This is a genomic window from Polynucleobacter sp. MG-5-Ahmo-C2 (assembly GCF_018687735.1).
GTDB lineage: Bacteria > Pseudomonadota > Gammaproteobacteria > Burkholderiales > Burkholderiaceae > Polynucleobacter.
In genome coordinates this window covers 11,629-24,307 of the sequence record NZ_CP061304.1, presented here as the reverse complement: position 1 = coordinate 24,307, position 12,679 = coordinate 11,629, and the positions used below count along the sequence as shown (strand labels likewise).

Genomic DNA, 12,679 nt, shown 5'->3' with positions numbered 1-12,679 from the left:
TCATCAAAATTTCAAGCCTAAGTTAGCAACCACTCAGGATTAATGCTTGGATCTGAGAGCCCTTGACCGTTGTATCACTGTTTCTGCCAGCGCGGTAACGCTTTCCGGGGGGGTAAATTGGGAGATTCCGTGCCCCAAATTGAAAATATGCCCGTCAAGAGGGTGAAGGCCCATCTTAAGGGCTGGGGCGCTGGCTAAATCTTCTAAAAGTAAGTTAGCCTGCTCAGCAATCTTTTTAGGCCCCGAGAACAGAATAAGCGGATCTAAATTGCCTTGTATTGCCAAAGGCTTGTTTAGTGCAAGCAGTTGTTTACGAGCACGACTGAGCGATATCGTCCAATCAATTGCAATAACATCGGCGCCAACCTGTGCCATATCGTTTAACCAAATTGCACCGCCTTTGGTAAACATAATCACTGGAATTTTTCTGCCCTCGTGTTCACGTGGCAATAGAGCAATAACTTTTTGCATGGCAGCCAAAGACATTTTTTGATACCAGCCGTCTGGCAACATACCGCCCCAGGTATCAAAAATCATCAACGCTTGTGCGCCCGCTTTTACTTGCTCAGTTAAGTATGTAGCGACTGATTGGGCATTAATATCGAGAATATGTTGTAACAAATCAGGGCGGCTAAACATCATGGTTTTAGCATGACGAAAATCGTCAGAACTAGAACCATCAATCATGTAGCAGGCCAAGGTCCACGGGCTTCCAGAAAAGCCGATCAAGGGCACGCGTTGCTTGCCGTCCTGAATAAGTGCCTTGCGGATTTCTGAAACAGCATCAAACACATATTGCAATTCACCCATATCCGCAACGCGCAATTTTTTGACAGCCTCTTCAGTGCGCAAAGGATTGTCAAAGCTGGGGCCTTCGCCAGTAGTAAATTTGAGGCCCAATCCCATTGCATCGGGAATCGTCAAAATATCGGAGAACAAAATTGCCGCATCCAATGGATAGCGATCTAAGGGCTGAAGTGTTACTTCCGTAGCATATGCGGGATTTTTTGCAAGCCCCAGAAAACTTCCTGCTTTCGCGCGCGTAGCGTTGTATTCAGGGAGGTATCGGCCGGCTTGTCGCATGAGCCAAAGCGGTGTTTGATCAACCGCTTCGCCCAGGCAGGCCTTTAAAAACCGATCGTTTAACAACAAGGAGATGACCGGTAATTACTTTTTACGTCGGAAACGGGCGATGGCAGCGAGTTGGGCAGCTGCCATGGCAAACTCAGATTGAGCCAAAGCTAAATCGAAGTCGCTGCCACGATTTTGCATTGCTTCTTCTGCGCGTTTCTTGGCTTCAGTAGCTTTTGCTTCATCAAGATCATGACCGCGAATAGCAGTGTCTGCTAATACGGTAACGTGGTCTGGCTGGACCTCTAAATAGCCACCCGCTACGAAAACAAACTCTTCGTCACCATCAGCTTTTTCAATACGAACTGAGCCTGGACGAATACGTGTAATCAAAGGAGTGTGGCCGCGCAAAATGCCAAGCTCACCACTTTCGCCAGGAAGCGCAACAAACTTAGCTTCCCCGCTAAAAATAGACTGCTCAGCACTTACTACATCGACGCGTATGGTTGACATGATTTCCCTAGATGAGTTCGATTAAAGCTTCTTCGCCTTCTCAATGGCTTCATCAATTGAACCCACCATGTAGAACGCTTGCTCAGGCAAGTGATCCAACTCACCGCTGCAGATCATTTTGAAACCACGGATGGTTTCTTTCAGTGGAACGTATTTGCCTGGTGAACCAGTAAACACTTCGGCAACGTGGAAAGGCTGGGACAAGAAACGTTGAATCTTACGAGCGCGTGATACAGCCAATTTGTCTTCTGGTGACAATTCGTCCATACCCAAAATCGCAATAATGTCGCGCAACTCTTTGTAACGTTGCAATGTCATCTGTACATCACGAGCCACTTCATAGTGCTCTTGACCAACCACTTGTGGGTCAAGCTGACGGCTAGTAGAGTCGAGTGGGTCAACTGCTGGGTAGATACCCAATGCAGCAATGTCACGTGACAACACAACAGTGGAGTCTAAGTGCAAGAAGGTTGTTGCTGGCGACGGATCAGTCAAGTCATCCGCAGGAACGTAAACGGCCTGAATAGAAGTAACAGAACCAGTCTTGGTAGAAGTAATACGCTCTTGCAATTTACCCATCTCTTCAGCCAATGTAGGTTGGTAACCCACAGCAGAAGGCATACGACCAAGCAACGCAGAAACTTCAGTACCGGCCAATGTGTAGCGGTAAATGTTGTCAACGAAGAACAAAATATCACGGCCTTCGTCGCGGAATGCTTCAGCCATTGTCAAGCCAGTCAAAGCAACGCGCAAACGGTTGCCAGGAGGCTCGTTCATCTGACCAAACACCATCGCCACTTTGTCGATAACGTTAGATTCTTTCATCTCGTGATAGAAGTCATTACCTTCACGAGTACGCTCACCAACACCGGCAAACACTGACAAACCAGAGTGTTGCTTAGCGATGTTGTTAATCAATTCCATCATGTTCACGGTCTTACCAACACCCGCACCACCGAACAAGCCAACCTTACCGCCTTTAGCGAACGGGCAAACCAAGTCAATAACCTTAATGCCGGTTTCGAGCAAGTCAACAGAAGGTGAAAGTTCATCAAACTTCGGTGCTGGCTGGTGAATAGCGCGACGCTCTTCAGTAGCGATCGGACCTGCGTCATCAATTGGGCGACCCAATACGTCCATGATGCGGCCCAAAGTTGCCGGACCAACCGGAACAGAAATTGGCTTACCTGTAGATTTCACTTCCATGCCACGACGCAAACCATCGCTGGCGCCCATAGCAATCGCGCGAACTACGCCGTCACCGATTTGTTGCTGAACTTCAAAGGTCAAACCTTTTTCAGCAAATGATTTTTCGCCGCTTTCAACTAATGTCAACGCATCATAAATGTTTGGCATTTTGTCACGTGGGAACTGAATGTCCACCACTGGACCGATACATTGCACGATATTTCCGTTACTCATCGCTTTCTCCGCTTTTAATTCCTGAATTCTTTCGTATTCCTAAATGCTGACCGCTTAAACCGCAGCCGCTCCGCCAACAATTTCTGACAACTCTTTGGTAATAGCAGCTTGTCGTGTTTTGTTGTAATCCAATTGCAATTCACCGATCACATTCTTCGCGTTATCTGACGCGGCCTTCATTGAGACCATGCGAGCAGACTGCTCAGAAGCCATGTTTTCAGCAACCGCCTGATAAATCATTGCTTCAACGTAACGCTTTAGTAAGCCATTCAAGATGGATTCAGCTTCAGGTTCGTAAATGTAGTCCCAAGATGGGCCTGATTTTTCCTCTGGGGTTAAAGCTGCTGGCTCCAAAGGCAAGAGCTTCTCTAAGACAGGCTCTTGTTTCATCGCATTTACAAAGCGGGTGTATGCCAAATACACAGCATCAATCTCGCCACGCTCAAACGCTTCTAACTGAGCAGTAATAGCACCAATCAAGACATCCAAATGCGGCGTATCACCAATTTGAATCGTCTGAGAAATTAGTTTTGCTTTTGAGCGATTCAAAAACTGCAGGCCTTTTGAACCAATTGCGGTGTACACAATCTCTACATTTTTTTCTTGTAAATCGCGTACCTGGTTGGCAATCAAACGCAAAACGTTGGTATTTAAACCGCCGCACAAGCCTTTGTCTGTTGTAACCAAAATCGTGCCAGCCTTCTTGACATCACGAGTTGCCATATAAGCAGGGCGGAACTCAGGATTGGCTTTAGAAAGATTAGCAACAATCTCACGAATTTTTTCAGCATAGGGGCGCGCATTACGCATGCGCTCCTGGGCTCGACGCATCTTCGATGCGGCGACCATTTCCATCGCTTTCGTGATCTTGCGCGTATTTTGCACGCTCTTGATCTTTGATCGTATCTCTTTTGTACTTGCCATGATTTATGCGAGCCCTCTTAGAAAGAGGCGGAACGCTTGTAATCCTCAATGGCAGCGCGCAAAGCAACTTCGTCATCTTTGCTGAGATCTTTTGTTTCTTCAATACGTCCAACCAAGTCGGCGTACTTAGATTTCAAATGATCTTGCAGACCTTTTTCGAATGCCAATACGTTCTTGACATCGATGTCATCGAAGAAGCCGTTATTGACAGCGTAGAGTGAAGCAGCCATTTCCCAAACTTGGAGTGGCTTGTATTGCGCTTGCTTACATAATTCGGTAACGCGGCGTCCGCGCTCAAGCTGCTTGCGGGTTGCTTCGTCAAGGTCAGAAGCGAACTGAGCAAACGCTGCCAATTCACGATACTGCGCTAAGTCAGTACGAATACCGCCAGACAACTTCTTAATCACTTTAGTTTGTGCAGCACCACCAACACGGGAAACAGAAATACCGGCGTTAATCGCAGGACGTACACCAGCGTTGAACAAGTCAGTTTCCAAGAAGATCTGACCGTCAGTAATCGAAATCACGTTGGTTGGAACGAATGCAGAAACGTCACCAGCTTGAGTTTCAATAATTGGCAATGCAGTCAAAGAACCAGTCTTGCCTTTTACTGCACCATTAGTGAACTTCTCAACGTACTCAGCATTTACACGAGCAGCGCGCTCGAGTAAGCGTGAGTGGAGGTAGAACACGTCGCCAGGATAAGCTTCGCGGCCTGGTGGGCGACGGAGCAACAAGGAGATTTGACGATAAGCAACTGCTTGCTTAGTTAAGTCGTCATAAACAATCAAAGCGTCTTCGCCGCGATCACGGAAGTATTCGCCCATGGTGCAACCTGCGTAAGCAGAGAGGTACTGCATCGCCGCAGACTCAGAAGCACTCGCTGCAACAACAACGGTGTACTCCATCGCGCCCAATTCTGTGAGCTTGCGAACCACGTTAGCAATAGTAGAAGCTTTTTGACCAATCGCCACGTAAACGCAATAAACGCCTTTGCCTTTTTGGTTAATGATCGCGTCAACCGCAACAGCTGTCTTACCAGTTTGGCGGTCGCCAATAATCAACTCACGCTGACCACGGCCAATTGGAACCATCGCGTCAATCGCCTTCAAACCCGTTTGTACTGGCTGGCTAACGGATTGACGTGCGATAACGCCTGGAGCAACTTTTTCAATAAAGTCGGTTAACTTGGTATTGATTGGGCCCTTGCCATCAATTGGTTGACCGAGTGCATTTACGACACGACCAAGCAACTCCGGGCCAACTGGAACTTCCAAAATGCGGCCCGTACATTTCACTGGGTCGCCTTCTTTAATGTGGGTGTATTCACCCAACACTACGGCACCAACAGAATCACGCTCAAGGTTTAATGCGAGGCCGATAGTGTTGTTAGGAAATTCCAACATTTCGCCCTGCATAACACCTGACAAGCCATGTACGCGGCAAATACCGTCGGTCACTGAAATTACAGTGCCTTCGTTGCGAACTTGGGAGTCAACGCCCATTTCGCTAATTCGGCTTTTGATCAGCTCGCTGATCTCGGAAGGATTGAGTTGCATTACTTACTCCTGGGTCTTATTTCGTATGTTCTTAATAGGGATAACTTATGCGCCAAGACTTGCTTGCATTTGAGCTAACTGTGCCTTAACTGAACTATCCATCACTTCGTCGCCAACTTGAATGCGTACTCCGCCAATCAATGTTGGATCAACTTGAATAGTTGGGCGCAATTCTTTACCCCCAAAGCGCTTCTTCAAACTTGACAACAAATCATTTAGCGCAGAACCCTCTAAAGGGAATGCGCTGGTAATCATTACTTCTGCTGCACCTTCGCTCTTATTCTTCATTGCCTCAAATTGACTAGCAATTTCAGGAACAGCAGACAAGCGGTGGTTTTGATTCACAAGATTCAAAAAGCTGGCCACTCTAGGATCCAGCTTAGTTTTCACCATGCCAGAAAGTAGTTTGCTTAAATCATCAGCAGATACTTTTGGATTATTTGCTAATGTGGCAACTTCTGGCAAAGCAGCAAGCTGTGCCAACTCGTTTAGTTGCTCCAAATATCCCGCAAGTTCAGCAGGCTTAGCACTTTGAAAAAGTGCTTCAGCATAAGGACGGGCAATAGTGGCTAATTCAGCCATATCAAAGTTCTGCCTTTAGTTGGTCAAGTAACTGGCCATGCGCCTTTGCATCAACTTCACGACGCAAAATTTGCTCAGCACCTTTAACAGCAAGCACAGCCACTTCGGCGCGCAACACTTCGCGGGCACGAGTAACTTGCTGGTCTGCGTCTTGCTTCGCTTGCGTAATGATTCGAGCGGCTTCAGCTTGTGCGTTAGACCGAATTTCTTCGGCTGACATTTGTGCACGTTTTTCTGCTTCAGCAACGCGTTGAACACCTTCTTGGCGTGCTTTTGTTAATTCTTGCTCTGCTTCATTGCTGGCCAATGCAAGCGCTTCTTTGCCGCGCTCAGCAGAAGCTAAACCATCAGCAATTTTGCTTGAACGCTCATCTAACGCCTTAACTAGCGGTGGCCACACGAAGCGTGCAACAACCCACCATAAGACGAAGAAAACGATCATTTGCGCGAATAGGGTCGCGTTCAGATTCACGATATTCCTTTCAGTATTGTTGAGAACAGTTGGATGACCCGGTGGTCATCCACGCCAAAACAATTACTTAATAACTGCGAGCAGTGGGTTTGCGAAAGCAAACAACATTGCCACACCAACGCCGATCAAGAACGCAGCGTCGATCAAACCAGCCAAAAGGAACATTTTGGTTTGTAATTCATTGATCAATTCTGGTTGACGGGCAGCGCCCTCAATGAACTTACCACCCATTAGGCCAATGCCCAAACAGGCTCCCAATGCGCCGAGGCCGATGATGAGGCCAATACCGATAGCGGTTAGTCCTTGAATGTTGGCTAAGAATGCTTGCATGTTTACTCCTAAGTATTGAAGGTGAGGTTAAAAATAAAAAGGTTAATGGTGACTGTGGGCTTGCCCAATGTAAACCAAAGTCAACATCATAAAAATAAATGCTTGTAACAAAATAACTAAGATATGGAAAATCGCCCAAGCTGAGCCAGCAATCACATTGCCAACGAAGCCAAGCATGTACAAATCTAAGTTAAAGGTCCACATACTTCCCAAGAGGGCAATCAATAAGAAGATCAACTCGCCCGCATACATATTGCCGAAAAGTCGCATTCCTAAAGAAACGCCTTTGGCAACATATTCGATGATGTTCAAAATAAGGTTAAAAGGGGCCAAGTACCACTTCGCACCGAAAGGCGCTGAAATAAGCTCATGAGCAAAACCGCCAAGACCTTTAACCTTGAAGCTGTAGAAGAAAACCAATAGGAGCACAGAGAATGACAAGCCGAGAGTGGCGTTCAAGTCAGTAGTAGGCACAATCTTGTGGTGCGGTACGTGCACTCCGAAGCTACCAATAAATTGATTTACGCCGAAGATCCAATCCACCGGCACTAAGTCTAGGGTGTTTAAAAGGATAATCCAGCAAAAAACGAATAAAGCCAGAGGCGCGATAAAAGAACGGTCGCCGTGAACAATTCCCTTTGATTGACTTTCAACCATCTCAACCAGCATCTCAATTAAACATTGAAAGCGGCCAGGAACTCCAGGGGATGCCCTGCGCGCAGCAATAACCAACAGAAAAACGGTTAGCAACCCCATCAAAGAGGTCCAAAAAATAGTATCTAAATTAACAACGCTGAAATCGATAATGGAAGACTGAGCCCCACCAACGTTATTTAGGTTTTGTAAGTGCTCAGCAATATAAGCAGTCGGTGTAAGCGGTTCGCTAGCCACATGATGGGCTGCCTCTGCTGCTGCGTTGACTTCGCTAGACATCTCTAAACTTGTCCTTATCTATATTTACCACCTGTTACTTCCAAAACCACACTAGTAAATAACACTTGAGCGTAGCTAAATAAGTGACAAGCAATGGAATCCATTTCAAATCAGGTTGCTTTAGGGCAAAGCCAATAAATAGGAGGATGGTTGCTAGGATTTTTAAAAATTCACCCGAAACCACTGCTGCTAAATATCCGCCAGGGCTTGATTTGACATTCTTTTTCGCGGCCTCTAAGCGCACTAAAAACAACGCAGAGGGCAAAACCCCAATCAAGCCACCCACCAAAGCCGAGTAAGTATAAACGACTCTTTCAGGCGATTCAGAAAAAAAGTAACAAAAACTAGCAATGATCAGGGTAAGCACCACCTGACTGGCAACAATGCGCCACCCATTGATTAAAGCAAAGCTTTTAGGCTTTGCCTTTCGCAACGCATCCATCTCTGCCTTACTGAGCGCCTTAAATGAATCGTCGGCTTGATCGTCCCAATCAGCAGTTTTAATGGGGTGCTCTTTATTCAAGACCAATACCCAACTTTTTTAATAAGGAATCAAGTTCATCAAATTGGCTAAATCCGATTCGGATCTCGCCACCTTTGCCTTTGAACTTAAATTCGACATTTAAACCAATTAAATCAGCAATTTCTTGTGAAAGACGACGCGTATCAGGATCGCGACTTGGAACAGAAGAGCCTGCCTTGGTTTTGGACTTTTTGTCTCCAATCTGGCCGCCGGCAATTGCTAGGGCTGCTGACATTTTTTCTGCCTCACGAACAGATAGGCCTTGCGCAGAAATTCTTTGGGCCAAAGCTACTTGGCTAGCCCCAGGCAATGGCAATAGGGCGCGGGCGTGGCCCATATCAATATCGCCAGCTAAAAGCATTGCTTGCACTGGCTTTGCCAACTGGGCTAAGCGCAACAAATTGGTAATTGCGCTGCGGGACTTTCCTACAGCTTTTGCGGCCTGCTCGTGGGTAAAGCCAAACTCTTCAATCAGTCGAGCCAAGCCTTGAGACTCCTCCAGGGGATTTAAGTCCTCACGCTGCATGTTCTCAACCAAAGCCATTGCCGCCGCTGCCTGATCATCAGCGTCAGAGACCAGTACTGGAACTTCTTTTAAGCCAGCAATTGTGGCCGCGCGAAACCGGCGTTCACCAGCAATAATTTCGTATTTACCAGGGGCCACAAGTCTTACTAATAGCGGCTGCATCACACCCTGCTCACGAATACTCTCAGCCAACTCTTGTAAGGCGCCTGTCTCCATTTTTTGACGCGGTTGATATTTGCCAGCTTGCAATGCGTTCAATGGCAAACGATTAATTTCTGTAGTTGCATTTGCCTCCTGAGTTTTCTCGCCCAATAGCGCCTCTAAACCTCTACCTAAACCTTTTTTCTTGATTGCAACCATGATCTCTTTTAGTCTTCCAAAAAATTACATTTGTTTGATGCGCTCAATCATCTCGGCACCAAACTCTAAATAGGCTTTCGCTCCACGCGATGATTTATCAAAGGCAACCCCAGGAAGACCATAAGATGGGGCTTCAGCAAGGCGCACGTTGCGCGGAATAATGGCCTTGAATACTTTGTCGCCAAAGTGCTCAAGCAGCTGATCGGATACTTGTTGCTGTAAGGTCATGCGCGCATCAAACATCACTCGCAGCAAACCAATAATCACCAAATCGGGGTTTAAATTGGCATGTACTTGTTTGATGGTATTTACTAAATCAGATAACCCTTCAAGTGCAAAATATTCGCACTGCATTGGAACAATGACGCCATTCGCTGCACACAATCCGTTGAGCGTTAATAAAGACAATGCAGGTGGGCAGTCAATCAAAATAAAATCGTAATCATTTGCCACCTTAGCCAGGGCATCTTTCAAACGAGACTCGCGCGCATCGATATCCACCAATTCAATTTCTGCGCCAGCCAAATCGCGATTCGCAGGCAACACGTCATATCCTGAACTTTCACAACGCTGCGCACAATCTTTTACGGCAGCCAAACCAATCAACACTTGGTAAACACTGTTATTCAAAGTTGCTTTTTCAATTCCAGACCCCATGGTTGCATTGCCCTGAGGATCTAAATCCACCAGTAGAACGCGTTGCTTAAGCCCAGCCAAACCCGCTGCTAAATTTACAGCTGTAGTCGTTTTTCCAACGCCGCCTTTTTGATTTGCAATACAGAATATTTTTGCCATAGCTACTTTGTGACTTTGCTTAAGAGGTGAGTGATGATTTTCTCATGGGGCTCAAGACCAAAAGGCGTCTTTCCACAGATAGATTTGGTATATGTAAGGGTTCGTCTGCCAACAAACACCAGTCGTTCATGCATACATCTTGCATTTCTTCATCTGCCCGCTTGCCTTTCATTGCAAACACTAGGCCATCTGGCTTCAAAAAAGGCAAAGATAAATCTAAGAAGCGTGAGAGATTCGTAAAGGCCCTAGAAATAACCGCATCAAACTGGCCTGGTTGCTGCACCGCAACATCTTCAACGCGCTCACTTAGCACCTCTATATTTTTTAGCTTTAGTTTTCCGCGCACATGCTGCAAAAAGGCCGTCTTCTTTCTCACAGCTTCAATTAGGGATAAGCGCCATTCTGGCTCAACAATAGCAATCGGGATGGCAGGCAAGCCGCCGCCAGACCCCAGGTCGGCAATTTTAGGGTTGGGGCCCTTAAGAAGCCGCCTTAAAATAGGTAAAACTGCAATAGAATCAATGAGGTGCAATCTAACAGAATCCTTTTCGCCCTCGATTGCAGTCAAGTTATGAACCTGATTCCAGCGGCCCATTTCTTGCAAAAAAAGCTCTAAATCAGCTATGTTCGCTTTGCTTAAATTTAAATCAAGCTCTTGAATTCCGAGAGCGAGCAAGCTCTCGCTCATGTCATTTCTTGGGTGCGGCCCAAACCTTTTTTGAGATGAACCAAAAGTAAAGAAAGGGCGGCGGGGGTTACACCAGAAATCCTGCCGGCCTGCCCCAATGTTTCTGGTTTATGCAAGTTGAGTTTTTGCTGAACCTCTTTAGACAAACCCAATACATTCGAATAGTCGAGATTTTCCGGGAGAGGAAAGGTCTCGTTATGCTCCTGACGGGCTATTTCAACTGCCTGGCGATCAATATAGCCCTGGTATTTCACCGAAATCTCAACCTGATCACTAATTTGAGCGGCAAGCCCAATATCGGCATCCAAGATTCCCGGAGACCATAAACCATCGCCCAAACTAGTAATTGCATCATAAGTAATTCCTGGGCGGCGCAAAAGCTCAGTTAAATTGCACTCGTGGGACAAATCTTGGCCCAAAATTCCAGAAACAAGCGGGGCGATCTCATGCTTTGGCCCAACCCAAATGTTTTGCAGACGAGATGTTTCACGTGAAACAGCCTCTTGTTTTCTACAAAAAACTTCCCAGCGATAGTCGTCTACTAAGCCCAAATCACGGCCAATTGCTGTTAAACGCATGTCGGCATTGTCTTCTCGCAAGCTTAAGCGGTACTCCGCACGGCTAGTAAACATGCGATACGGCTCTTGTACGCCGCGGGTAATAAGGTCATCAACCAAGACCCCAATATAGGACTCGCTGCGCTTGGGCAGCCAAGGCGACTTGCCCTTAGAGGCTAAGCCAGCGTTAATGCCAGCTAACATCCCTTGGGCTGCAGCCTCTTCGTAACCTGTTGTGCCGTTAATCTGGCCGGCAAAGTACAGACCGCCAATAGCCCTGGTTTCTAGACTATGGCGCAGTTGGCGTGGGTCAAAGAAGTCATATTCAATGGCATAGCCTGGGCGCACAATGACTGCAGACTCTAGGCCGCGAATACTGCGGACCAAGTCCCGCTGAATATCAAAAGGTAAGCTGGTTGAGATTCCATTAGGATAAAACTCGTTTGTGGTTAAGCCCTCTGGCTCCAAAAAGATCTGATGGCTATTCCTTGAGGCAAAACGGTGAATTTTGTCCTCAATAGAGGGGCAGTAGCGCGGACCCACCCCCTCAATAACGCCCGTATACATCGGGGAGCGATCTAAGCCAGTCCGAATAATGTCGTGGGTCTTCTCATTTGTATGAGAAATCCAACAGGGGACCTGCTTTGGGTGTTGCTCTGGACGGCCCAAATAAGAAAATACCGGCACCGGATCAAGATCCCCCGGCTGCTCCAGCATGACTGAAAAATCAATAGTTCGCCCATCAATACGAGGAGGGGTGCCCGTTTTCAGCCTTCCCTGTGGAAGGTTTAATTCTTTCAGGCGAGCCGATAAAGAAACTGCCGCTGGATCACCAGCGCGACCTCCAGCAAAATTATTTAAGCCGACGTGGATTTTTCCATCCAAAAAAGTCCCAGCGGTCAAAACAACCTTTTTAGCCACAAACTCCAGGCCCATTTGGGTTAGAACGCCCTGGACCTCGTCGCCATTTACCAAAAGATCATCTACAGCAGCCTGAAACAGGCTTAAATTAGGTTGGTTTTCAAGGCGCCGGCGGATTGCAGCCTTATATAAAATACGATCGCCTTGGGCTCGGGTCGCACGGACGGCGGGGCCCTTGCTGGAATTCAGAATGCGGAACTGGATGCCGGCCTCATCGGTGGCAGCTGCCATAGCTCCGCCCATAGCGTCGATTTCTTTAACCAGGTGCCCCTTACCAATCCCGCCAATAGAAGGATTGCAGCTCATTGCGCCCAAATTTTCAATGCTATGGGTAATTAATAGGGTATCGCACCCCATGCGAGCCGATGCGAGCGCGGCCTCAGTCCCAGCATGACCGCCGCCAACTACGATGACATCGAAACTTTTGGAATAGCGCATGATTTGCCTCAGATAGGGCGATGATCATAGCATTTTGTTTGTTTCACGTGAAACAAAACTGGTGA

General features: G+C 47.1%; 14 protein-coding genes. All 14 read right to left on the bottom strand.

All coding sequences use genetic code 11. The annotated features are described in order from the left end of the window. Nucleotides 1-39: 39 nt before the first annotated feature. The gene (gene hemE / locus C2740_RS00125; RefSeq protein ID WP_215294240.1) at nt 40-1,158 is read right to left on the bottom strand and encodes a uroporphyrinogen decarboxylase; all 1,119 of its coding nucleotides are present in this window, start codon (nt 1,156-1,158) and stop codon (nt 40-42) included. 9 nt (nt 1,159-1,167) lie between these two features. Continuing rightward, complete coding sequence (locus C2740_RS00120; RefSeq protein WP_215293432.1) at nt 1,168-1,584, bottom strand: F0F1 ATP synthase subunit epsilon; 417 nt, start codon at nt 1,582-1,584, stop codon at nt 1,168-1,170. Between the two features lie 21 nt (nt 1,585-1,605). After that, on the bottom strand, nt 1,606-3,006 hold the full coding sequence (atpD, locus tag C2740_RS00115; protein WP_011901874.1) for a F0F1 ATP synthase subunit beta: 1,401 nt from the start codon (nt 3,004-3,006) through the stop codon (nt 1,606-1,608). 54 nt (nt 3,007-3,060) lie between these two features. Then, nucleotides 3,061-3,930 (bottom strand): F0F1 ATP synthase subunit gamma, encoded by an 870-nt coding sequence (gene atpG / locus C2740_RS00110; RefSeq protein ID WP_215293431.1) that lies wholly within the window; start codon nt 3,928-3,930, stop codon nt 3,061-3,063. 17 nt (nt 3,931-3,947) lie between these two features. Beyond that, nucleotides 3,948-5,489 carry a F0F1 ATP synthase subunit alpha gene (gene atpA, locus C2740_RS00105; RefSeq protein WP_215293430.1) on the bottom strand — a complete coding sequence of 514 codons (1,542 nt, stop codon included), beginning with the start codon at nt 5,487-5,489 and terminating at the stop codon, nt 3,948-3,950. 45 nt (nt 5,490-5,534) lie between these two features. Beyond that, the gene (locus tag C2740_RS00100; protein WP_215293429.1) at nt 5,535-6,071 is read right to left on the bottom strand and encodes a F0F1 ATP synthase subunit delta; all 537 of its coding nucleotides are present in this window, start codon (nt 6,069-6,071) and stop codon (nt 5,535-5,537) included. Between the two features lies 1 nt (nt 6,072). Then, a complete protein-coding gene (locus C2740_RS00095; RefSeq protein WP_215293428.1) occupies nt 6,073-6,543 on the bottom strand; it encodes a F0F1 ATP synthase subunit B in 471 nt (156 codons plus the stop codon). Between the two features lie 63 nt (nt 6,544-6,606). Beyond that, entirely contained in the window at nt 6,607-6,873 is a 267-nt protein-coding gene (gene atpE, locus C2740_RS00090; protein ID WP_028818346.1) for a F0F1 ATP synthase subunit C, read from the bottom strand. 42 nt (nt 6,874-6,915) lie between these two features. Continuing rightward, nucleotides 6,916-7,806 carry a F0F1 ATP synthase subunit A gene (gene atpB / locus C2740_RS00085; RefSeq protein WP_215293427.1) on the bottom strand — a complete coding sequence of 297 codons (891 nt, stop codon included), beginning with the start codon at nt 7,804-7,806 and terminating at the stop codon, nt 6,916-6,918. Nucleotides 7,807-7,840: 34 nt separating this feature from the next. Next, entirely contained in the window at nt 7,841-8,329 is a 489-nt protein-coding gene (locus C2740_RS00080; RefSeq protein ID WP_215293426.1) for an ATP synthase subunit I, read from the bottom strand. Then, complete coding sequence (locus tag C2740_RS00075) at nt 8,322-9,215, bottom strand: ParB/RepB/Spo0J family partition protein (protein WP_215293425.1); 894 nt, start codon at nt 9,213-9,215, stop codon at nt 8,322-8,324. The genes C2740_RS00080 and C2740_RS00075 overlap by 8 nt, the downstream gene beginning before the upstream one ends. 24 nt (nt 9,216-9,239) lie before the next feature. Beyond that, nucleotides 9,240-10,010 carry a ParA family protein gene (locus C2740_RS00070; protein ID WP_215293424.1) on the bottom strand — a complete coding sequence of 257 codons (771 nt, stop codon included), beginning with the start codon at nt 10,008-10,010 and terminating at the stop codon, nt 9,240-9,242. 19 nt (nt 10,011-10,029) lie between these two features. Continuing rightward, entirely contained in the window at nt 10,030-10,698 is a 669-nt protein-coding gene (gene rsmG, locus C2740_RS00065; RefSeq protein ID WP_215293423.1) for a 16S rRNA (guanine(527)-N(7))-methyltransferase RsmG, read from the bottom strand. After that, entirely contained in the window at nt 10,695-12,614 is a 1,920-nt protein-coding gene (gene mnmG / locus C2740_RS00060; RefSeq protein ID WP_215293422.1) for a tRNA uridine-5-carboxymethylaminomethyl(34) synthesis enzyme MnmG, read from the bottom strand. The genes rsmG and mnmG overlap by 4 nt, the downstream gene beginning before the upstream one ends. Nucleotides 12,615-12,679 lie beyond the last annotated feature (65 nt).